At 50.2% G+C, this 23517-nt stretch carries 12 protein-coding genes; 2 read left to right on the plus strand and 10 right to left on the minus strand.

What is annotated here, in order from left to right; all coding sequences use genetic code 11:
* The first annotated feature begins 94 nt into the window (after window positions 1–94).
* Entirely contained in the window at window positions 95–2554 is a 2460-nt protein-coding gene (locus MHH48_RS32040; RefSeq protein ID WP_076326486.1) for an O-antigen ligase family protein, read from the plus strand.
* A gap of 70 nt (window positions 2555–2624) precedes the next feature.
* Here the strand turns inward: MHH48_RS32040 and galU are convergent, their stop codons facing one another.
* From galU to MHH48_RS32055, 3 genes are all read right to left on the minus strand, one after another.
* Window positions 2625–3497, minus strand: coding sequence for a UTP--glucose-1-phosphate uridylyltransferase GalU (galU, locus tag MHH48_RS32045; protein WP_076326461.1), 873 nt, complete (start codon window positions 3495–3497; stop codon window positions 2625–2627).
* A gap of 740 nt (window positions 3498–4237) precedes the next feature.
* Window positions 4238–6751: a U32 family peptidase gene (locus MHH48_RS32050; protein WP_076326460.1), complete on the minus strand. Its 2514-nt coding sequence runs from the start codon at window positions 6749–6751 to the stop codon at window positions 4238–4240.
* A 634-nt stretch (window positions 6752–7385) separates the two neighbouring features.
* The gene (locus MHH48_RS32055; RefSeq protein ID WP_076326459.1) at window positions 7386–8483 is read right to left on the minus strand and encodes a DNA alkylation repair protein; all 1098 of its coding nucleotides are present in this window, start codon (window positions 8481–8483) and stop codon (window positions 7386–7388) included.
* A gap of 534 nt (window positions 8484–9017) precedes the next feature.
* Between MHH48_RS32055 and MHH48_RS32060 the strand changes: the two genes are divergently transcribed.
* Window positions 9018–10226: an MFS transporter gene (locus MHH48_RS32060; RefSeq protein ID WP_076326458.1), complete on the plus strand. Its 1209-nt coding sequence runs from the start codon at window positions 9018–9020 to the stop codon at window positions 10224–10226.
* Window positions 10227–10564: 338 nt separating this feature from the next.
* Here MHH48_RS32060 and MHH48_RS32065 read toward each other — a convergent pair whose 3' ends face one another.
* The 7 genes from MHH48_RS32065 to uvrB all read right to left on the minus strand — a co-directional run bounded on the left by MHH48_RS32065 (window position 10565) and on the right by uvrB (window position 23420).
* Window positions 10565–12520, minus strand: a complete 1956-nt coding sequence (locus tag MHH48_RS32065; protein ID WP_076326457.1) for a TetM/TetW/TetO/TetS family tetracycline resistance ribosomal protection protein — start codon at window positions 12518–12520, stop codon at window positions 10565–10567.
* Between the two features lie 509 nt (window positions 12521–13029).
* Window positions 13030–14964, minus strand: a complete 1935-nt coding sequence (locus MHH48_RS32070) for a copper amine oxidase N-terminal domain-containing protein (protein WP_076324055.1) — start codon at window positions 14962–14964, stop codon at window positions 13030–13032.
* Window positions 14958–16040: a trypsin-like peptidase domain-containing protein gene (locus MHH48_RS32075; RefSeq protein WP_076324092.1), complete on the minus strand. Its 1083-nt coding sequence runs from the start codon at window positions 16038–16040 to the stop codon at window positions 14958–14960. The genes MHH48_RS32070 and MHH48_RS32075 overlap by 7 nt, the downstream gene beginning before the upstream one ends.
* 247 nt (window positions 16041–16287) lie before the next feature.
* Window positions 16288–16497: a hypothetical protein gene (locus MHH48_RS32080; RefSeq protein WP_071219760.1), complete on the minus strand. Its 210-nt coding sequence runs from the start codon at window positions 16495–16497 to the stop codon at window positions 16288–16290.
* 274 nt (window positions 16498–16771) lie between these two features.
* Window positions 16772–18247: an S-layer homology domain-containing protein gene (locus MHH48_RS32085; protein ID WP_076324054.1), complete on the minus strand. Its 1476-nt coding sequence runs from the start codon at window positions 18245–18247 to the stop codon at window positions 16772–16774.
* Window positions 18248–18457: 210 nt separating this feature from the next.
* Window positions 18458–21325 (minus strand): excinuclease ABC subunit UvrA, encoded by a 2868-nt coding sequence (gene uvrA, locus MHH48_RS32090; RefSeq protein WP_076324053.1) that lies wholly within the window; start codon window positions 21323–21325, stop codon window positions 18458–18460.
* 103 nt (window positions 21326–21428) lie between these two features.
* A complete protein-coding gene (uvrB, locus tag MHH48_RS32095) occupies window positions 21429–23420 on the minus strand; it encodes an excinuclease ABC subunit UvrB (protein ID WP_076324052.1) in 1992 nt (663 codons plus the stop codon).
* Window positions 23421–23517: the final 97 nt, after the last annotated feature.

A 23517-nucleotide genomic window follows, 5' to 3' on the forward strand; every position in this document is an offset into this window, starting at 1 on the left:
TTGCTAATTTCGGTGAATTCATTAATGTAACTGGTCTACCATAAGTGCCTATGCTAAAATATTGTCGTATCTACACGAAAAGGAGCTAATTATGTTGTCGAAACCAGTATATGGGAAAAAGACCGCCGAGTCGAGGAAGAGAGAGACTAGATCGGCTTTATTTTGGGTGTTAGTAGTAGGGATCATCCTTTTTTTAGCTTGGACGCCATTTCAGACGGCATTATTTAACGGACAAATGCTAGAATTTGAGAAACCTATTTTTTGGGCTGCTATATTAGCGTGTCTATTGTTATTTCTCTGGATTGCACAATATTATAAAAGTATTCAGCTCAAAGATCAGAGAGACTGGCTTGCGGTCGGCGTTCTTTTATTACCTCTAACATACATACTTTCACTCATTAGCGCAGCGTCTCATTATCTGGCTATGAACATGGTCATCATTAATTGTATCTATGCCATTATGTTTATCATTGGATTGTATGTGCTTCGTGACAAACTGGGAAACCGAATCATACAGACCACCATCATGACCGTTGCCTACCTGATCGTCGGGTTCGGCTTATTGAACTGGTTCGGTCAAGGTAAAGCGGCCGGTGCCATCGCGAAGTTGTTCTCCAATACAGTCTCCAACGGCATTTATAGACATGCGGTTATGACAGACTCCAACGGTCTGCGTCTGACTTCGGTGTTCCAATATGCGAATACATATGCCGCCTTTTTAATGGCATTCTTGTTTGCGGCAATCTTTTTTATTACGACATCACGTAAATGGTATGCTCAGGTGTTCCACAGTTTCATGCTGGTACCTATCATTGTATCTTTACTCTTAACATTGTCCCGTGGCGGGCTTGTCATGCTGCCGGTTGTGTTCATTCTACTACTATTATTTCTGAAGCCTGCAAAGCAATTGTTGTGGATTCTTTATTGTGCAATTGCAGGTGTTGCTTCCTTACTCATATCTAAATCGGTTACAGAGCTTGGATTACAGTTGAATCAAGATTTTAGCGGTAGCGAAGCTCTTAAAGGCTGGGGGATTTTGCTCGGTGTTTCCGTAGTCGTAGGAATACTCGGTTGGTTAATCCAACGTTTCATTGCTCCGAAACTGGAATTAGCACTAGAAAATTGGTCCGCAAAAAAAGGCTCAGCCCTGTGGATTCCGCTCGGTTCCTTAATGGTTGGGGGGCTGCTGATCTTTCTGTTCATCGGAACCGGCCTGAAAAATATACTCCCGCAGAACATCAGCGTCCGGCTTGAGAATATTAACTTCAATCAGCATAGTGTTCTGGAACGGTTTACATTCTATAGAGATGCTGTAAAACTACTTGCAGACTATCCTATCATCGGCGCAGGCGGGGGAGCATGGTCTGCATTGTATGAACAATATCAAAATAATCCGTATACGAGCCGCCAGGCCCATAACTTCTTTCTGCAATATTTGGTCGAGGTTGGTATTGTCGGATTCCTTATTTTCATGTCGTTCATTTTGTTCATTTTTTATAAGTATATTCTTCGTTATATCAAAGACAATGAAGAAAACCGTAATTCGCACTTCTTATATCTCATTATTGTCTTGTCAATCTTTATGCACAGTATTCTGGACTTTAACATGAGTTACGTCTTTTTAGGGATACTCGTATTCCTTGGACTGGGCGGGATGGCTGCTGCAATGGACAGTAAACCGGTTAAACGATGGAACCTGAAAAATTCAACTGCTAGCGGTGTGTACACTGCCTTTGTCAGCCTCTGCGCGATTATCGTACTGATTACCTCCATTCGTTATGTTCAAGCTGCTGAAGCAGCCATGGATGCAAGAATAACCGCTCAGGTCAGTTCATCGTATGAAGAGATCAAGGCTCCGCTCGACAAGGACTTAAGCATCCGGCCAAGTCACCCGGATTCCGTTCTGCTCATGAGTTCACTGTATCACAACGTCTACATGCAGAATCAAGATGAAGCCTTCTATCAATTATCTTTACAGTTGCTAAACAAGGCATTAAAGTACGAACCCAATAATAAGTCCATCCTGAAACGGTTGATTGCCGGATATGAGTTGAAGCAACAACCAGAGGAGGCCTACGAGGTACTCATTAACAACGCTCATAAATACAAATGGGATATTGAGTGGTATGAACAACTTATCAATAAAGGCTACGACCTCGGTATGAATGCTCTGGGAACTGGCGATACCGCTGCAAAAAACAAGTACTTCAAACAAGCAACGACAGCGTTCACTGAGGTACAATCAGGCATTCAGTATCTTACTACATTGCCGGACGGGCAATTACAAGGACGTGCATTTAAAAACACACCGGACATGATCTTAAAGGCTGGCAAGATGTTTTTCTTTACAAATCAACCCAAACAAGCGTCCGATGCTCTAAGAATCGGCATACAGGAAGATCTGTCGCAAGCAACACATCAGGATATCGCCATATGGTATCTTGCATCATTACAGCAGCAGGGATTAAATGACGACACGCTTATGGATAAATTAATTAAAGTTTATCCTAATGCCAAGCAAGAAGTTCAACAACTTGCTGAACTGCTCTTCTAACTATAAATCGGGGCGGTTCGTGGTAGATTTACCATGAACCGCCCCGATTCTTTTATATACATCTACATAATTAAGTGACCTTCGTCAGGATGCTGTTCATATAAGCAATCAATTCATCCCTCAAGTCATCACGCTGAAGTGCATAATGAATGCTTGTCTGAATAAAACCCATCTTCTCCCCAACATCATGACGAATCCCCTCAAAGTTATAGGCTATTATAGGACTCCGACGAGCTAAGCTAGAGAGAGCGTCTGTCAGTTGAATCTCAGCATTCTTACCAACTTCCTGATTCTCTAATATATCAAAAATAATAGAAGGCAAAATATAACGCCCCATAATGGCTAGATTGGAAGGAGCCTCATCACGTGAAGGCTTTTCTACTAGTCTATTGGTCTCGTAAATTCTGTCTGATTTTCGGTTGCCGTCCACGATTCCATAGCGACCAACCTCTTCCCAAGGTACCTCCTGAACGCCAACAATGGCGGATTGATATGTATTATATACCTTCATCATTTGCTTCAGACATGGAGTCTCCGACTCTACAATATCATCTCCCAAAAGCACAGCAAACGGTTCATCCCCTATGAACTTCCGAGCACACCAAATAGCATGGCCGAGACCTTTTGGTTCTTTCTGTCGAATGTAGTGGATATCGGCCATTTCAGAAGGTCTTCTCACTTCTTCAAGAAGGCCCCACTTTCCTTTTCCCGCCAAGTTATTTTCCAGCTCAAATGAAGAATCAAAATGATCCTCGATTGCCCGTTTACCTTTACCTGTTACGATAATAATATCCTCTATACCCGAGGCCACAGCCTCTTCAATGATATATTGGATGGTAGGTTTATCGACAATAGGAAGCATCTCTTTGGGCATTGCTTTCGTTGCAGGAAGAAAACGTGTCCCCAGTCCTGCTGCAGGGATAATCGCTTTGCATATTTGCATAAAAAGCTATCTCCTTTTCGATATAAAGCACTATGTATCTGAACGCATTAGTGCTATTATATCGAAACTTGTGGTTTTTTGTTATTACTCTCATAAATAAAATTAATTTAAAAGCAAAAACAACAAAACTACCCCATCGCATTTAACACCACCGCAATCGTGTTAAATAACCCATGCCAACTCTTGTCCGCAGCCAGCGGTATGTAATCCGCGATAGAAAATCTCTTTATACATCGGCGACACCACGCCAGCGGATACGACTGCGATCAGTATGGTGAACCACGTGATCTATTGCTGTAGACTTTTCCGTATTACTGTTATCTACGGTATTTCCGAGATAGCTTGTGAGAATCATGACCGCGATGCATCCCCAGGCTCTTGCTGGGAATCTTTGAAGACCTACGCGTATAGCGCATCTCGTTCAAACTGCGCAAACCCTCGAAAAAATGAGTCGATTATTTCAAAGAAGAGAGACGTACTTTTTCTGCAATAGACCCTTTCGAATCTCAGCCATAGTGACTAGACAATACAACAGTATGTGTCGTTGCTGCGAAGAATCGAATGGTGTATCCAGCATTCCATCCTTCTCATTTCCGAAGAGGCTTTAATATCGCCAGTGAGCTCATCTAGCTGTCTAGTAAGACCCCTGCATACCCTAAACTAGAAACAACAAAGAACATGCCTGTCCTTCAGGGGTGGCATGTTCTTTGTATTTCAACACGTAATATGAAAATCCATTTTCACTTCACCAACTGCCCCCGCGTGACGCCAAGCTGATTGGTGGCCTTCAGCTTCTTCCACACCTGGGTGCCGCTGATCTCGCCGCGCAAGGCGCGGTTGTAGAGATCGATGACTTCGTAGACTTGTTCCGGCGTTTCTTCCAGGAACTCAACGCGGTAGCTGGATACGCCCAGCTCCATGAAGTTGGCCAGGTACTCGGCGCCGGATTGCTCGATGGCGTTGTACACGGTGTTACGGCAACCTTCGTCTACCCGTACCGGGTGGGACATGCCGATCCGGTCCTGCAGAGACACGCGGCCCTCTTCGCACGGACGACCGCAGTTTGTGAAGTCCGTTCCTTCGCTAAGGAACGTACAGTACACGCAGTGCTCCGTATGGAACATCGGCAGATGCTGATGGATAACGATCTCCATCTTGGACGTGTCTGCCTTGCCGAGAAGATCCACCATCTGCTGGATGTTCAAGTCATAAGAAGGCGTGACGGCGTCACATCCGGCTTCGACGAACAGGTCAACCGCCTTGTGGTTGGCAATGTTCAGGGAGAAGTCGCCGATCAGCCGGGGATGCTTCGCCCCCGGGTTCTCCATCCGGTGGCGCAGGTAGAAATACAGCGCACCGGTGTTGCGCACCAGCACGGCGTCCGGCTGGAGGCGCAGGATGTTGTTGTGGTAGCCGTTCTCGCCCGGCATGTGAATGCGCGGCGTTGCCAGCGCAATCTGTTTGCCGGCTGCACGCACGGCTTCCACCGCTGCCGGGAATTGCTTGATGAACTCGAAGTCGGCGTAGATCATCTCGACGCCGGCCGCAAGCGCAGCCTCAACCTGCGGGAGGCTGCGGCACAGCGCGGTGAGCTTCGCCTCACCGCGAGCCACGGGCGCTGCGGGCACAGCCGCATCGCCATACACCGACACCGCCCGTTTCACGTACACAGGCGGCTTCGGCCGCTCGCCGGCGAGCAGCTCCACCGCACGGCGGCGGATGCTGTTGAGCTCGCGGATCGGCACGATGACGTCGCCGTACAGGTCGACGTCAAGCGCCTCGAGCTGGAACACCGTTCCGCCCAGGCGGCCAAGCTGCTCCTCCAGGATCTCCTGGCTGAGCGGCCGCTTCTGGGCAATCTCCAGTTCCAGCTCCGAATCCACCTGGACCGTCGTGCCCTTCTGCACATCGGTCCACCAGGTCGTCAGCGACTGTCCGGGACGGCCGCTGACACGTACATGTACCGGGAATACCCGGTACGGCTTCTCCGTCTCGAACGTCTGACGGAGGCGCTTATCCAGCGCCGGATCGTTGGTCTTCCAGATCCGGTCGCCAACGTGCAGCTTGCGCAGGTCCACGTCGCTTCGGCCGGGAACGATATCGACGATCCAGCCTTCCTGCGCTTCACCCTCCAGCTTGACGCCTTTGCGGCGGACGTCGTAGACGCGACCGCCTTCTTCTTTTTTCGTTGGGTCGCCTGCATCGAACACGATACCATCCCCGCGCTTCAGCGGTGCATCCAGCTTACAGACGACGCCGTCACGCAGAATCTGCTCTACCCGGCCGAGATACACGCCGCGGCTTTTCGGAAACGTACCCTCGACCAGCTTTTTATTGTTCGTTCCATCCAGGAAGCCATGGGTGAAGCCGCGGGAGAAGCTCTGCTGCAGCTCACGAACCTCTTCCTTGCTCGGTCTCGCATCTTCGCCGTCAAAATACCGGTCGATCGCCTTCCGGTACTTACTCACAACGTTAGCCACGTATTCCGGACTCTTCAACCGGCCCTCAATCTTGAACGAGGTCACGCCCGCTTCAATCAGCTCCGGCATCAGATCAATCGCCGCCAGATCCTTCGGAGATAGCAGGTAGGCAACGTCGCCCATCGGCTTCTGCTCGCCATCCACGATTAGATCGTACGGCAGACGGCAGGCCTGCGCGCACTCTCCGCGGTTGGCGGAGCGGCCGCCCCACATTTCGGAAGTCAGGCATTGGCCCGAGTAGGATACGCACAATGCACCATGCACGAATACTTCCATTGGAAGCTTCGCCTGCTCCCCGATCTTCTGGATTTGCTTCAGATTGTTCTCGCGTCCCAGTACGACTCGTTCCATATTAAACGGCTTCGTGAATTCAACGGCCTCCGGCGACGTAATCGTCATCTGCGTAGAGCCGTGGATCGGGAAATCCGGGGAAATCTCGCGAATCATTTTCACCAGACCCAAATCCTGCACGATCACCGCATCCACGCCGGCATCCACGCATGCATCGATCAGCTCCTTGGCATCCTCCAGCTCGTTCTCGAACATCAGAATATTGAAGGTCAGGAATCCCTTAACCCCATAACTGTGCAAGAAGGCCATAATTTCCGACAGCTCATCCATCCGGAAATTGTTCGCCCGTGCGCGCGCATTAAATTTTTCGACCCCAAAAAAGATCGCGTCTGCCCCGTTAGCCACCGCGGCCCGCATGCAATCCCAATCCCCTGCCGGTGCCAGCAACTCCACGTCTTCTCTTCGTAGTGCTTTCGTGTCCATCTATATCCTCCCAGACCGGTTCAAGCCGGCGTACTGTGTACTACTATTCTTTCATTGAAACCTGCAAGACATACTCTATTTTCATAGAACTGGCGTCCGACATCTATATCAATTGATTTGTAAACACTTGAAAGCTTTTCAACTTATCTAGTTTACCAAAAGTCCGGCTTCTCTTCTACCTGCTAACTTGATTTCCACACTTTTGATAGTGTTGCCATAATCCGCATAGCACCCTGTTTCGTAGAAACAAAAACAAGCCCTCCCAATCGGAAGGCTTGCCTCACATCATCCGCAGCGGATACTACCGGTGGATGATCATCCATACGCGGCTAGTGTGCTTATCTCTTTCTTAGTATAAGAGATTACCTTCCCTTTCCTTTACCAGGGATTTGCATTTCGATCTCCGAATCCTGTAGTCAGAGCCTCCTTAACATCTCAGCAGATGACAGCCATCCAAGCAGGCCCCGGACCACGCACCGTGCGCATTGGGAGCAGTGCGCACGATGTACAATCCTTGGGAACGGAATCGCCCCAATCCGTCAACTGATTCCATGATTCCTTCATCACAGGTTTGCCCGTGAACGACCTGCCCCAAGGTTTGCCAGTACATCGTCCTGCACCACGCGCCCTACTCCTATTCCGCACCCTCCAGCACAAAATCCATGCTCGCTAAACGCTTGCCATTCACGACAATGTGAAGACGATGATCGCCGGAGTAGAAACGGCGGGTGGAGATTGGTTTAAACGACTGCTTCTTTTCGACCTTCCAGCTTCCAGGCGCATAGATCTTGTCCGAGCATTTATAACGTTTCGGCGCAAGCTTGCCGTTTGCCTTCATATAATCGATCTCGTAATCGATGCGGAGCGTCATCGGATTGCCGGTTTCGTTAACCACTTGAAAGGCAAACTCCAGATCGTCCCCCATCGCAATCACGGAACGTTTAATGCGCAGCTCGCGCACCTCAAGTCCTTCCAGCTCTTCAAGCTCCTCATACCCGAAAATGGCAAGTGCCCGAATATCTCCCTTCCGCAGCAGCGAACGCAGCGCATGCCGTACGATCCAATCCGTTAACGGATGTTTGCCATACCATTTGGCGGCAATCTCAAGCACAAGGTCCGGGTGATCCTTAGAGATATCATTCAGGTGATTGGCAACGCTTTTTCTAACGTATAAGGAAGGATCCTCTTTCAGCTGCTCCAGGATCGGCAGAGCCGGACGCGGATCCTTAATCAGGGCCGGCAGCTGCGGCGCCCATGGCAAGCGTGGTCTGCAGCCTTCACTTGCCAATCTGCGCAGATGCTCGTCATCGGACTGTGCCCATGTCATCATCTGTGCCAGCATCTGTCCCTGATCCTGGATGATAAACGGCCGAACGGCAAACTCCGCCGTAGAAGAATGCGTGAATACTGCTAAAGCCTCCATCGATGTCTCCAGATCCTCCATCCCATTAACCTCTACGTAATCCGGAAAGAACACATATTCCACGCCTCTAAAGTGCGGGGCTACCTGCTTCAGGATCCCAATGGCTTCCGGGTAAGAAGCAGGCAGCGTATCCGTTAAGGCTAGCGTAATATGCCGAATGCGCTGCTTGAACTCCTCCTGTGCCCAGCCTTCATTATGAATCAGCTCCATGAACCGGTTCGCATCGAATGCCGGATAAGTCTCCTTCAACCGGTCGGTCACTTGCTGGAACAACGTATTTGAATATAGATCCTTCAGCGTCTCTCTCATAACAGATCTCCCCAAAAAAATAATTTTTACGATATTTTATCCTTGTATAATGGAATCCTGAAAGCCCTTTATTCATGCGATAACCCAGCGGTTCCAACCCATCTCCAAAAGAGCCGCCGACCGCTATAACCCCGCTTTCCGCCTCTTCCCAATCCAAAACATGTGGTGTAGGATGAAGTTGCACGCCTTTCGCTTTAGTGCGGTAGTCTGGTTGATTCCAGTTTGCCAAATTGGGGGGGCGTTTTGCTTTATCCGAATCTGGCCTCCCCTGTGGGGGTGCCATACGATACATAGATGGATTAGTTCATTAACAACTCTCTTATCTCGAAAGAAAAACCTCTATCTACATACTTTCACAGATGACAGACCGCATTTAGAGGTAGTTTTTCTTGCAAGATAAGCGCAGTAAGCCTCGAAGTTTATCCATTTGTTATTTCTTGAAAAATGTAATACATACATCATTACCCCATTTAAAAGACAGGAGGCGAAGCTCGAAGGATTACAACAAATCGCACATCAGGAGATGAAGAAGACATGGAAAGTTGGAAAAAGAATTTATGGATACTATGGTTCGGCTCATTTATCGTTTCATCAAGCTTCTCGATGGTCATACCATTTCTCCCGCTTTTTCTGATTGAGCTCGGCGTTACCAAGCATACGGAAATGTGGTCGGGACTGCTGTTTAGTTCCGCTTTTTTTGCGGGCGCCTTGTCCTCTCCCTTCTGGGGAGCCGTCGGCGATAAGTATGGACGCAAACCGATGATTATCCGCGCGGGGCTGGTGCTCTTTGTCATCTATATTCTGATGGCATTCGTCACGAATGAGTATCAGGTGTTGGTTCTCCGCCTGCTGCAAGGCCTTCTCTCCGGCTTTATTCCGGGTGCAATCGCGATTGTAGGCACCAACACCCCTGAGAAAAAAGTCGGCTACGCACTCTCCATGATGTCCACGGCAACCGCAACCGGCGGCATCATGGGCCCGATGATCGGAGGCACCCTGGCCTCCCTGTTCAGCAACCGAATGGCATTCGGATTGGCAGGGATGCTGTGCTTTGCAGCCACGCTGCTCGTCATATTCTGGGTCAAAGAGGAAAAATTCGTACCCAGCAAAGAGCGCGTCTCCGTCATGAACACGTTTAAGGTCGCCGGACATAACAAAGCGCTGATGACCGTGCTTATGCTTACGGTGCTGACACAGTTCTCCGTCATGACAATTGAGCCCGTACTGCCGCTGTATATCGCTCAAATCGGCGGTTCTTCCTCGCATACCTCGATGATTGCCGGGTTTGTGTTCTCCATCGTTGGGATCGCCAGCATCCTGTTTGCGGCCCGCTGGGGACGCCTGGCTGATAAAATCGGGTTTCAAAAGGTGCTGCTGATCGGTCTGCTCGCCGGCGGAATCGGATCGCTCGCCCAGATCCTGTTCAGCAACATTTGGGCATTCTCGGCCATCCGCTTTGCTTACGGCGCGTTCTTCTGTGCCGTATTCCCGGCTCTCAACGGCCTTGTTGTCAAACATACGCCAAGCGAATTCCGCGGACGTGCGTTTAGCCTTAACCAGACAGCCAATCAAATCGGCGGGATGGCCGGGCCGCTCGCGGGCGGCATGATCAGCGGCATCTTTAACATCCATTCGGTATTCTTAATGACTGGTGTGTTAATGCTCATTACCACCGCCATCACCTATTGGACAATGCGGCCATCACGCCTGCAGCCTATAGAAAAGGGATCCCTCTCGTCATAATGGCTTTAAGCTGTGCGCACGCGTGATGATTTCATAACGCGCGTGCGTAACTCATTACGGATATAAACTGGATCATCGGGGGGCTTGTTTAGTTCAACATCGTTAACTCATATTCGCTCAATTACCTACATACTTCATTACATAATTAATGTCATTGATATTTAATCCTGCTGATAACCACTTCGTTACGCATGATTGGCTTCACAGCATACTGCCTCGCTACACATCATTCAATTCATTGCTGCACCATTCACTTGTCAACGATGTTAAATCCAACGAATACCTCACGACCACGAAACATCTTGCCTAACCACCTATCGCTTCCGCAACATCAAGCATTAGACATGCATCTGACGGTCCGCTTCATCCCATGGCACCGCATAACCGCTTCCCTTCGCACAGAATATCGAAGAGGAGCTGTATTCCGGGTCCGCATTTTTATCGTATCCTTTACGTTCAATGACCTCAGCCTCGTTATGACACCGGCCATATCCCCCGTAAACCAGGGATATCGTACCTCTTCCCTTGGTGTAGGCGGCTAATTCCATGCTGTAATTCATCATGGTCGATACGGGAGCCGATCCCGTGACCGTCACCTTGTTTCCCGCTGTTTCCGGCGGTTCGAAGCTTGCCTTCGCCTGGGTCAGATCCGACATTAACCGTCCGATATACTCGGCATCCACCTTGACCTTGAAATGATAGTAAGGCTCCAGGAGCATATTGGCTGTCTTCTCCAGCCCTTGGCGTAATGCACGGTAGGTGGCTTCCCTAAAATCCCCGCCATGCGTATGCTTGTTGTGCGCCCGTCCTTTTAGCAGGGTAATCTTGATGTCCGTGATGGGAGAGCCAGTAAGCAGCCCGTGATGATCCCTCTCCCCAACATGCTGGGCGACCAGATGCTGATAATTGACCGGAAGCACATCAGGATGGCAAGCATTGGCGAATATGATGCCGCTGTTGCGCTCTCCAGGCTCCAGCCGGAGGTGCACCTCCGCGTAATGCTTCAACGGTTCGAAATGACCACAGCCCACAACGTCTTCCGTTATGGTCTCTTTATATAAAATCTCCGGTTCACCGAAGGTGATCCGGTAACCGAACCGCTCAAACACGATTCGTTCTAGCACTTCAAGCTGAATGATACCCATCACATGGATATGGATCGCCTGAGCGAACTCATCCCACTGCACAGACAGAGAAGGATCCTCCGCATCCAGCAGACGGAATTCGCGCAGCATATCCTTGGGATGAATCGAGGATTCGAATTGCACCTTCGACTTCAGAGTCGGTACAAGCTCATATACCGTCCGGCCACTCAGAGTCCCAAGTCCGTCGCCCGCCGCAGCTGAAGAAATACCCGTAACGACAAACAGATCACCCGCATGCACCTGATCGACATTCGTCACGCGTCCCCCATTGATCAAACGGATATGCGTCACCTTCTCCGTGATCGTCTCCGTTCCAGCAAAATAAGTCATCTCATCGCGCACCCGCAGCGTTCCACCCATGGCTTTGATATACGTCAGCCTGGCTCCCTGTTCATCATGACGAATCTTATATACCCTTCCGGCAAAATCAGCCCCGGCATCATAGTCCGTAATTGTCAGCAGATCCAGCTGATGCAAGAAATGGGACACGCCCACGTATTGCAGAGCTGATCCGCTGAAGCAGGGGAATAGCTGCCCTTTCCTTATCATCGCGGTCATCGTATCCAGCCACCGTGAAACCTCATATCCCTGTTCCATATAGAGCTCCAGCAGCTTCTCGTCCCGCTCTGCGATAGCCTCGATGAGCGAGGTCTGCATCACGCCTTCGTGCAGCACATCCTCCTCCGTGATCATGCAGACCTCTTCAGTAAGCTCACTCCGAATCTCTGCAAACACACGCGTCACATCCGCGCCTTCCCGGTCGATTTTATTAATAAACAAGAACGTAGGGACGCCATGCTTACGCAATAACTGCCATACCGTCTCTGTATGCCCTTCGACACCTTCCACGGCACTTATGACGACGACGGCGGCATCCATGACCTGAATGGCCCGCTCCATCTCCGGCGAGAAATCGACGTGACCCGGCGTATCGATTAAATAATAAGTGGAACCGTTAAAATGCATGGTGGCCTGATCGGCAAATACGGTGATACCCCGTTCTTTTTCAATGTCATGTCGATCAAGAAAAGCACTCTGATGATCTACGCGACCGCGTTCCTGAATCGTATCGGTCATATATAACAACTGCTCCGCCAACGTGGTTTTGCCTGCATCCACATGGGCGAACATGCCTATCGTTTTTTTCATCCGCTTATTTCCTCTTCTGCAAGCCAGTTTAATTACATATCCATTGCTCTCATGATTTAATTTTACCATATCAGGTCGCATGAACGGCACATATGTTCTGTAATTTCGGGGGAGAATCGATCCTTTTCACTATAAGTGCGTGTTCAAAAAGGTCGATTTTCAGCACCGAAGCTTATGCTTCCGATGTGCGTTTTTTCAAAACGCTTCAGTTGGATGAAGCTAGGGACGTCAGGAGCGGAGCGTACGTTTTGGGTACGTGAGCACCTGAAATGTTTCCGCAGGAAACATGCTTCGGAAGCTTCTACTTAGGCCCGGCTGAATTCAAGATTCGATGCCGAGCTACTTCCTGATTCGCTTCGTGATCAAAAGCGGACTTTTTGAACAACCTCTATAAACCAAAATAGCTGCCCGCCCGCACCCCTATGGATGCAGCAGGACAGCTATCAGCGTTATCAAAAATATGATTGCCCACTAAAGTGTGATATGCGTCTATAATTCCATCCTTCGGATTACTTCACCAGCTCAAACGAGGACAGCGCACGCCTAAGTGCGGCTTGCTGCATCTCCGTTGCATTGGCATCATTCAACGTCGTCGTAATCGTGTACACGATATCTCTGTTCTCAAAGACAATCTCCTGCGTCGTAAAGCCAACGCCGTTCTTCACCTGATGCACCTTGAACGACACGGCAGGCACACCGGCAAACGTAATGTTATCCACGCCAAGCAATTTCAACGTCGTCCCTGAGGCCGTGCTGGCTTCATTATAATAACGTTTCAGGTTGCTGACGATGAATTCTGCGGAGGTATCCTTCTGAGCATTAATTTCAAACCCGCCCCCGGCAAATCCATATTCCACCGTTCCCTGCTCGAATTGATCATTCAGCGGTTCCCAGTACTTTGGAATATCGATATGGTAGCGGTACGTTTCGGAGTTCTTGCTTCTCATCTTGGTTTTATCGGTAAGATAGCCTTCATCGCCAATGCGGCCGAAGTTCTCCGGTACCACATCATAATCAATCTCGATCGATTCCAGCACCTTCTTCCAGTTGGAAGCCGTCCGTTCCTGGCCATCCGGTACCGCATACTCCAGATAATAGCGGTAGCCGTTCTTCTGGATCATCACTTCATATTCCGTCACCCATTTATCTCCGAAGTTGTACCGAACCTCTTGAATCTGCCCTTTGACGCCGGATATCTCCACAGGCGTAAGTCCGACGTATTCGTATGAATCTTGCACGAAGGATTCCGACAGCCAGTCTTTAAGCCGCTGCCCCCAAGCTGTGAGCGTGCCATCAACCCCTGAGGGAGCGGATGTCACCGAGACGGACAGATAACCTTGCCCTTCGCTGCCGTATAACATATCCTTGTTGTTGATTTCCCAACCTGCAGGAATGCCAAACCATATGCCGTATTCTTCATTTCCTGCTTCGCGGAGCCCACCTACGATGGAAGAGACGTCTTTTAATGTTTTGTCTCCCGCCTGATAGGTCGTTCTAAATGAACCCAGCAAGCTCGCGTGCTTGTCCATATCCTTATAGTGAACCGCTTCTGCATCGGCAAAATACAGCTCATAGACGCGATCATTGGCATAATACTGCCGACCTTCCCACAAGACGCCGTCGATATCGCGGGAAATTACTCTAGCATACGGCAGAACTTCGCTTGCAACCGTCTCTTGGTGAAGCACAACATCTCCAGAATCGCTCAGTTCTTTCAGGAGCCGTTCTAACAAATCGTCAGGACTCAGCTTTACTTTCTGGGAGGAGGCATGAACCTCAAGATAGTAGCGGCCCGTAGCATCGTTAAAAGCAGCACCGCTCTCGTCGTCCGTTCCTCTCCCAACGATCATCCAAGAAGGATAATTCATACTCCATTCATAATAACTATTTCCGATTCGGGTCTTCCCGGTCGTGTTGTTGATCTCGCCCTCGTCATGCTTCTCTTCCTTATCCGTAACCATGAGGCTGATGGATAGCTTGCCTTGGGAGGAGCTTACCTTGGCGCCAATCCCCGCGGCAACCGGACGCAGCGGTACCATCAGCGTTCCGGACACCATCGCCGGTTCTACCGGCAGCTGTACCTTTTTTCCGTCAATCCATGCGGTCTTGTTGCCGATAACGAGCACGATCGTATGCGGTCCTTGCAGCAGTCGAACCCGGTTCTCGCCCTCCAGCTTGATCTCGCTGCCAAATGCTTTTTTAAACACGCCCAGCGGCACCATCAATACGCCCTGCTTCTGCTGTGGCTTGGCAATCGTATAAGAAGTGCCATTAACCGAAGCTGTGCTGCTTCCGCTTTGCACGGTCAGTATACGTTTCTCCGGCACAACGTCATCACCCCATACGGGAAGTGACAACGACGTGAATAGCATCAAAGCCGATAAGGTTCCGGCTGTCATCTGCCGTAAACGTCGGCTTGACTCCGTTCTTTCTCTCTTCACCATGACTCAGCCTCCTCAACGCTTGACGAAGCAGCTCGATTACCATCCTGGCTGAGCGTCAGTTTTACATTTACAATATCTCCATCCCGCTGCATCAATAGCTGAATCTGCTGGCCTGGGATGAAGGGCTTTAACCGTTCGTTGATATCAACGACGGAATAGATGCGCTTTCCGTTAATGGCGTATAACACATCATCCTCTTGGATTCCAGCTTTCCGGGCTTGCTCGGACAGCACCTTCGTAACGGTCAATGGGTCGTCTGAAGGCAGACCCACGATGGCTGACCAGCTTTCTTCCAGTTCCAACCCGAGACCTGCTCTTCGAACCTCACCGTATTCCAACAAATGATCCACAATATAATGGACCGTTTCCGCAGGAATGGAAAAGCCCATATTTTCAATGCCAACGGCGGCAAACTTCTTGCTGTTGATGCCAATGACCTCGCCTTTCAGATTGACGAGCGGCCCTCCGCTGTTGCCCGGGTTAATGGCAGTATCGGTTTGAATCAGGCGATAAGAGCCGTCTACGCTCCGGTTTAAGCCGCTTACCACACCCACGGATGCCGAGTTTCGTAACGAGAAGGAGATTGGCGTACCTATGGCAACCACCGTTTCTCCAACCAGCGCATTTTGCGCGGATGCGGCAAATTTGGCCGGCTTCAGAGACTTGGCGTTAATTTTGACCAACGCAATATCACTCATAGGATCGCTGTATACACCCTTGGCTTTATAGGATTTGCCGTCTGACGTCACGACTGTGATTCCGGTTAGCCCGTCCACCACATGAGCGTTAGTAACGATCCACCCGTCTGCCTTCCAGATCACTCCCGTACCGTGCGCCAGGTTGTATCTGTCATCCACTTCGCTGGTTCCTTGTGGTGCCTTTCCGATAATGCCGACAACCGATGGCGACATCCGGCTGATAACCTGAGGCACCGCACTTTGTTCATATGTATTCTTGGACTTAGCGCTTGCTGCAGCCGCTATGTCTGTATGCATAATCGCATCGCTGCTTCCTGCCAGCATGATGGCCCCTAACAGTGCAACCGCCGACCGTTTTTGCCATTGTAAATTCTTCAATTCGTTTGTTCCTCCCCCGGTTCCATCCTCTACCCAACCTGTACTCCTCAATTTATCATGTTTTTCCATTTGCAGCCATTGCTTCTAGACCTATTTCTTTTACGTTTTTCCTGCGGACCTTGTAACTTTTTCCCGAAGAAACAAAAAGACGCCTTCACACTGCGAACAGCAGACGGGCGTCTTGTTTGTATGTATTTCATTACATTCGTCAAATGAAGCCGCTTTAAAATAAGGTGCCTAGGCCAACCTAATTGTTAAACCATCCTGTAATCATGGCATAGTCAGAGTACAAGAACACAAATAAGCTGACGAGACCGAAAGCGATTGCGAATTTATTTTTTTGGCGGGCCATCAACAAGCGAACCACACCAACAAAGATCAGAATCGTAAACAGGATCATGAAAATATCAAATGTCTTAAATGTCGCGCTCGCATCCGATGCTGCTGCAAGGATCATGAAACGTACCTCCTCGTGGGTTTCTTCTCGGGCAAATTTACATATCTTCTTCTATGTTATCCATGTGCCCGTCCAGATGCAAGCCCTCCGCCCCTAAAAATGAAAAAAAGTCATAAAAATTTCTCATTTTTAACCAAATTTTCAGATATTAGCATGACTTTCATCATGGCAGAAGCTAGATCAAGTTGCGTTATGGAGTCAGGCATAGGCTGCTTCGTATATTCAAGACTCCGAACAGGATTCGAGAAACGTTCACTCCTGTTCCTCATACTCCTCAGGAATCGGTTTTCTGCTCTTTTGCCGGTTCCTCATCTAAGTCTTCACTTGGCAATGCCACAGAGGGATCTGTGATCGTAATCCGATCCTCAGGGTCCTTCTTGACATCCAGCGCAACCTCACTGGACGGTTCACTGCTTACATTCAATTTGTTCACAGCAACCACATGGATCGTATACCGGCCGGACGGACCTGCCAACATATTGCGGTTCGGAATAAGATAGGAACGGCTCACTACAGGTTCATCATTCAAACGATACAGTACTCCGTCAGGTCCTATGTAATATACATGATAATTTATGCCTTCCTGCGTATCCGTCCAGGTTAAGCCAATGGATTCATCTTCCTCATTTAGGATGGCCTGAAGGCCGGATATTTTATTCGGGCGGCTCGAAACTTCGTTAGAATAGCTACTCTTGCCGAAGCTGTTCACAGCCTCGACCACATAGTAGACGGTCTCCCGAAAACGCACATCTGATGTTACGTAGGCGCCTGACTTCACATTCGCTCCGTCAGCAAATAAGGTATAACTCGTTCCGGACTTCTCGCTGTAATAGATATTGTAGTTTTCACCTGGCTGCTTCGTCCAGGTTAATTGAACCTGACCCTTCACATATTGGAACTTCAGATCCATCGGAGCAGTTGGTATCGTTGTCGGCGAACCCGACTGAGATGCTAGGGACTCTGTCCCCCCATGGGGCTGTACTGATCCGTTAACGGCAGGAGTTGTGGATGATGGTCCCGATGATGAGGTCACGACACCATGGATTATCGGGTGCGGACTTTCTGGTGGTGTTTCTACCTCACCCTCGGTTGTATCCAAGTTGATTTGCTCCACGGCTTTCAACCACTTCGCTGTAACTGAAGCCGCTTCTTCCTGAGTAACGATACCCTTGGGATTCAAAGCATCGGCTGTGGATTCCTGAAAGAGACCTAACTCCATGGCCAGTACGATAGCCTCCTTAGCATAATGGCTGAAGGTGCCTTCATGTAACTCCAGCTGCGTGGATTGCCCGTCCGTGGTTTCCTTGTCGGTGACCCCTTGCAGAGCTCTTTGATACAGCACGGCCATATCCTGACGTGTCAGCGGTTGTCCAACTCCAAATCTTCCGTTTCCTACCCCCTTCACTAGTCCTGCATGAACCGCAGCTTCGATTGCGGAGAAAGCATAGTGATCGTTAGGTACATCCTTGAAGGTAGCCCCTCCTGGAAGTTCACCTGTGCCAAGATTTAAAGCATTGACGATTAATATGACAAAATCCTGCCTGTTGATGGCCGCTTTCGGCTGGATATCCCTACCACCGTCACCGGGATGGAGTCCTCCTTCGGTTAACCGGAGGATGGCTACCTGCGCATCGAAGCCCACCATATCTGAAACGGGTACACCAGCACTTGCTTGTACGTTATCGGATGAGTTTATGTATAAAGCACTTGCTGCCAGAGCTATTAGAACGGAACAGGCGATTCTCTTCATACAATCCCTCCATTTTGTCGCAATTATCAAAATCATACCATATCCTGGAATGCGAAGATATTGGAGGATGATATGAAAATAAAAAAAAGAGCCCCTATTCATACACGGGGACTCCATTATGACGCTAACCTGTTCAATCTGCTGAAATATGAAATGCAATAAGCTGTGGGCTGCACAGCTCCCTTCCAGCATGGAACAGATTCGAAGCTATTAACGTGCCGCTTCCACCTTGTTCAATTCCTTGGTTCGCTTCGTATCACGTTCCAGGATGGGTTTTAGGTACTTCCCTGTATAAGACTCGGACACCTTGACTAAATCCTCAGGCGTTCCGGTAGCGATGATGGTACCACCGCCGCTGCCGCCTTCCGGACCCAGGTCGATCAGATAGTCCGCTGTCTTAATGACATCGAGATTGTGCTCGATGACAAGGACGGACTCCCCGGAATCCACCAGGCGGTGAAGCACAACGAGCAGACGGTCGATATCGTCCACATGCAGGCCGGTAGTCGGTTCATCCAGAATATACATCGTTTTGCCTGTGCTGCGGCGATACAGCTCGGAAGCCAGCTTCACGCGCTGGGCTTCACCACCGGACAACGTTGTGGCAGGCTGGCCCAAAGTAATATAACCCAGACCGACATCCATCAGCGTCTGCATCTTCCGGTGAATCTTCGGAATGTTCTGGAAGAAATCCGTCGCATTCTCAACGGTCATCTCCAGTACTTCAGCGATGTTCTTGCCTTTATATTTGACTTCGAGCGTTTCGCGGTTGTAGCGTTTGCCCTTACACACTTCGCAAGGCACGTAGATATCCGGCAGGAAGTGCATCTCAATCTTGATAATACCGTCCCCGCGGCAAGCCTCGCAGCGGCCACCCTTCACGTTGAAGCTGAAGCGGCCCTTCTTGTAACCGCGAATCTTCGCTTCATTCGTCTGGGAATAGATATCCCGGATATCGTCGAAGACGCCTGTGTAGGTCGCCGGGTTGGAGCGAGGCGTACGGCCAATCGGAGACTGGTCGATGTCAATGACCTTCTCGATATGCTCCAAACCTTTCATCTCGCGGTATTGCCCCGGACGTACCTTGGCTCTGTTCAAGTCACGAGCAAGTGTCTTGTAGAGGATTTCGTTGACCAGTGTCGACTTGCCTGACCCGGACACACCGGTTACCGCTGTAAAGACGCCAATCGGAATTTTCACGTTAATATTCTTCAGATTGTTCTCTTTCGCGCCTTTAATCTCAAGCCAGCGTCCATCGGTCTTGCGCCGCTTGCTGTTGACCGGAATGAACTTTCGGCCGCTCAGGTACTGGCCCGTCAGAGAGTTAGGGTCGTTCATAATCTCCTTCGGGGTTCCCTCCGCGATGACTTGGCCGCCATGAATACCAGCGCCAGGACCAATATCGATGATATAGTCCGCAGCCATCATGGTGTCCTCGTCATGCTCGACCACAATCAGCGTATTGCCCAGATCCCGCATATGCTCCAGCGTCGAGATCAGGCGGTCATTATCCCGTTGATGCAGCCCGATGCTGGGCTCGTCCAGAATGTACAGCACGCCCATCAGGCTTGATCCGATCTGCGTGGCTAACCGGATCCGCTGCGCTTCCCCACCGGACAGGGTTCCCGCCGAACGACTGAGATTCAGGTAATCCAGACCCACATTGACAAGGAAGCCCAAACGACTGTGAATCTCCTTCAGAATGAGATTTGCGATCTGTTGTTCTTTCTCGCTAAGCTCCAGATGATCGAAGAATTTCAGGGACTCTCCGATCGACAGGCTAGTGACATAGGCCATGTTGCGGTCGTTGACCGTAACGGCCAGGCTTTCCTTCCGGAGACGATGACCTTTACACACATCGCATGGCTTGCTGCTCATATAACCTTCGATGTATTCGCGAATACCCTCGGAATTGGTATCGCGGTAGCGACGTTCCAGGTTCGGAATGATGCCCTCGAAGGTTACATACGCTTCCTTGCGCTGACCGAAGTCATTCTCATAACGGAAGTGAACCTTCTCATTGCCCGTACCGTACAACAGTTTATTCATCTGTTCTTGGCTAAAAGTACTGACCGGCTTGTCCAGCGGAATGCCGAAATGCGCGCAGACCGATTTCAGAAACTGCGGATAATAAGTGGATGTGCCCCCGCTCCATGCGGCAAAGGCACCTTCCTCCACGCTTTTGCTCGTATCCGGTATAAGCAGCTCCGGATCCACAATCATCTCGACGCCCAAGCCGTCACAATCGGGACAAGCACCGAAAGGGGTATTGAAGGAGAACATTCTCGGTGTCAGCTCTTCCATACTGAAACCGCAGATCGGGCAAGCAAAGTTGGAGCTGAACCGCAGCTCCTCCTGACCCATGATATCGACCAGGAGCTGACCGCCTGATAGGTTCAATGCCGTCTCGATCGAATCGGCCAGACGTGCCTCTATATCTTCCTTAACTACGATCCGGTCCACAACCACCTCGATCGTATGCTTTTTGTTCTTCTCGAGCTCGATGCTTTCCGACAGATCGCGCAGCTCTCCATCGACGCGCACCCGAACGAAGCCCTGCTTCGCTATATCGGCGAACAGGCTCTTATGCTCGCCCTTGCGTCCGGAAATGACCGGCGCGAGGATTTGCAGTCTCGTCTTCTCGGGATACTGCATGATGCGGTCTACCATTTGCTCGACCGTCTGGGAGGTAATCTCCACGCCATGCTCCGGACAGTGTGGGTGTCCGATCCGGGCGAACAAGAGACGCAAATAATCATAGATTTCCGTGACGGTACCTACCGTAGAGCGCGGGTTGCGACTCGTGGTTTTCTGGTCAATCGATATCGCCGGCGAGAGGCCTTCAATGGAATCGACATCCGGTTTCTCCATCTGTCCGAGGAACTGGCGTGCATAAGCGGACAAGGATTCCACGTAACGGCGCTGACCCTCGGCATAAATCGTATCGAATGCGAGAGAGGATTTGCCAGAGCCGCTAAGCCCCGTAAGAACGACGAACTTGTCACGCGGTATCGTGACGTCGATATTTTTCAGATTGTGTGCACGAGCGCCTTTGATCACAAGATTTTCAATGGCCAAACGATATCATCTCCTACTCCATATGGCATGCATGTGGTGCTTATACTTTCACAAAGAGAACGACCGCGTAGGCCGTCCCCCCTGTCATTCGTTTCTCCAACATTTATTCGGCTTGCAGCTCCAGCAGCGCATCACGAAGCTCTGCAGCACGCTCGAATTGCAAATTCTTTGCCGCTTCCTTCATCTCGGACTCCAGACGCTGGATCAGATTCTGACGCTCTTTCTTCGACATCTTCTGTCCCTCGCCAACCAGGTAGTCTGCCTTGCCCTCGGCAACCTTTGTTGCTTCGATGACATCGCGGATCTTCTTACGGATCGTTTGCGGTGTAATACCGTGCTTCTCATTATATGCAATCTGGATGCTGCGGCGGCGCTCGGTTTCCTTAATGGCCCGATCCATAGAGTCTGTGATCTTATCACCATACATGATCACTTTACCTTCCGAGTTCCGGGCAGCCCGGCCAATCGTCTGGATAAGGGCGCGGTCAGAACGGAGGAAACCTTCCTTGTCCGCATCCAGAATCGCAACCAAGGAAACCTCCGGCAGGTCAAGCCCTTCCCGTAGAAGGTTAATACCCACTAGCACGTGGAATGTACCAAGCCGCAGATCCCGTAGAATCTGCATCCGTTCCAGCGTCTTGATATCGGAGTGCATGTAACGAACCTTGATGCCGATTTCCTTCAGATAATCGGTCAGATCCTCTGACATTTTCTTCGTCAGGGTCGTCACGAGCACACGCTCGTCACGTTCCACCCGGTCATGGATCTCGCTAATCAGGTCATCGATCTGCCCTTCTGTCGGGCGCACATCAATGATCGGATCTAATAGACCCGTCGGCCGAATAATCTGCTCGACCATCGTATCACAGTGCTCCATCTCATACGGACCCGGTGTGGCCGATACGTAGATGATCTGGTTGACTTTCTCCTCGAATTCCTCGAACTTCAGCGGCCGGTTATCCAGCGCGGACGGCAGGCGGAAGCCGTGATCAACCAGCACCGTTTTCCGTGCCCGGTCACCGTTGTACATCGCCCGGATTTGCGGGAGCGTAACATGCGATTCATCAATGACAAACAGCATATCGTCCGGGAAATAGTCAAGGAGCGTATATGGCGTAGCACCAGGCTCCCTGAAGGTCAGGGGGCCGGAGTAGTTCTCGATGCCGGAGCAGAATCCGACTTCCTTCATCATCTCGATGTCGTAACGGGTACGCTGCTCCAGGCGCTGCGCTTCCAGCAGTTTGCCTTCCGAGCGCAGCAGTTCAAGGCGTTCCTCCAATTCGCGTTCGATGTTCACGATTGCTACCCGCATCGTCTCTTCACGGGTAACGAAGTGAGACGCCGGGAAGATGGCGATATGCTCGCGTTCCCCAACCAGTTCGCCCGTTAAGACGTCGATCTCCGTGATCCGCTCGATCTCGTCGCCGAACAGCTCGACGCGAACGGCATGCTCCCCCTTCGAGGCAGGGAATATCTCGATCACATCCCCACGGACGCGGAATGTACCGCGAACGAAGTTGATATCGTTCCGCTGGTACTGGATATCAACCAGCCGCGACAAAATCTCATTGCGCGGCTTCTCCATGCCCACCCTGAGCGAAAGCAGCAATTCTCCGTACTCATGCGGCGAACCCAAGCCATATATGCAAGATACGCTCGCCACAATGATGACATCGCGCCGTTCGAACAGCGAACTCGTTGCAGAATGGCGGAGCTTATCAATCTCTTCATTAATGCTGGAATCCTTCTCGATATACGTATCGGAGGAAGGGATATAAGCTTCCGGCTGATAGTAATCGTAATAACTCACGAAATAATCCACCGAGTTATTCGGAAAGAATTCCTTAAACTCGCTGGCCAGCTGTGCAGCCAGCGTCTTGTTATGCGCAATGACGAGTGTGGGACGGTTTACCTTGGCGATTGTCTGCGCGATCGTAAACGTCTTACCCGTTCCTGTTGCACCTAGCAGCGTCTGATGTTTTTTCCCTTGGCGGAGTCCTTCGACCAACGCATCAATAGCCGTGGGCTGATCGCCCTGCGGCTGGAATTCAGACTGGATCTCAAAGGATTTGGTACTGACAACTAAATCGCTCATTGCCCTTCATCACCCTCATACTCTAAAATGAAATTCATGCTAAAAGATATGTCGAAACTTCCCGATGATATACTATGGGAAATTAGTGGTGTCTACG

The organism is Paenibacillus sp. FSL F4-0100 (genome assembly GCF_037993005.1).
Lineage (GTDB): Bacteria > Bacillota > Bacilli > Paenibacillales > Paenibacillaceae > Paenibacillus_AQ.

Excerpts from the sequence above, each read along its gene's own strand:
- MHH48_RS32055 (WP_076326459.1), bottom strand. The coding sequence starts at position 8,483 with ATGAGAGAGACGCTGAAGGATCTATATTCAAATACGTTGTTCCAGCAA.
- MHH48_RS32080 (WP_071219760.1), bottom strand. The coding sequence starts at position 16,497 with ATGATCCTTGCAGCAGCATCGGATGCGAGCGCGACATTTAAGACATTT.
- MHH48_RS32065 (WP_076326457.1), bottom strand. The coding sequence starts at position 12,520 with ATGAAAAAAACGATAGGCATGTTCGCCCATGTGGATGCAGGCAAAACC.
- uvrB (WP_076324052.1), bottom strand. The coding sequence starts at position 23,420 with ATGAGCGATTTAGTTGTCAGTACCAAATCCTTTGAGATCCAGTCTGAA.
- MHH48_RS32050 (WP_076326460.1), bottom strand. The coding sequence starts at position 6,751 with ATGGACACGAAAGCACTACGAAGAGAAGACGTGGAGTTGCTGGCACCG.
- MHH48_RS32060 (WP_076326458.1), top strand. The coding sequence starts at position 9,018 with ATGGAAAGTTGGAAAAAGAATTTATGGATACTATGGTTCGGCTCATTT.
- galU (WP_076326461.1), bottom strand. The coding sequence starts at position 3,497 with ATGCAAATATGCAAAGCGATTATCCCTGCAGCAGGACTGGGGACACGT.
- MHH48_RS32070 (WP_076324055.1), bottom strand. The coding sequence starts at position 14,964 with ATGGTGAAGAGAGAAAGAACGGAGTCAAGCCGACGTTTACGGCAGATG.
- MHH48_RS32085 (WP_076324054.1), bottom strand. The coding sequence starts at position 18,247 with ATGAAGAGAATCGCCTGTTCCGTTCTAATAGCTCTGGCAGCAAGTGCT.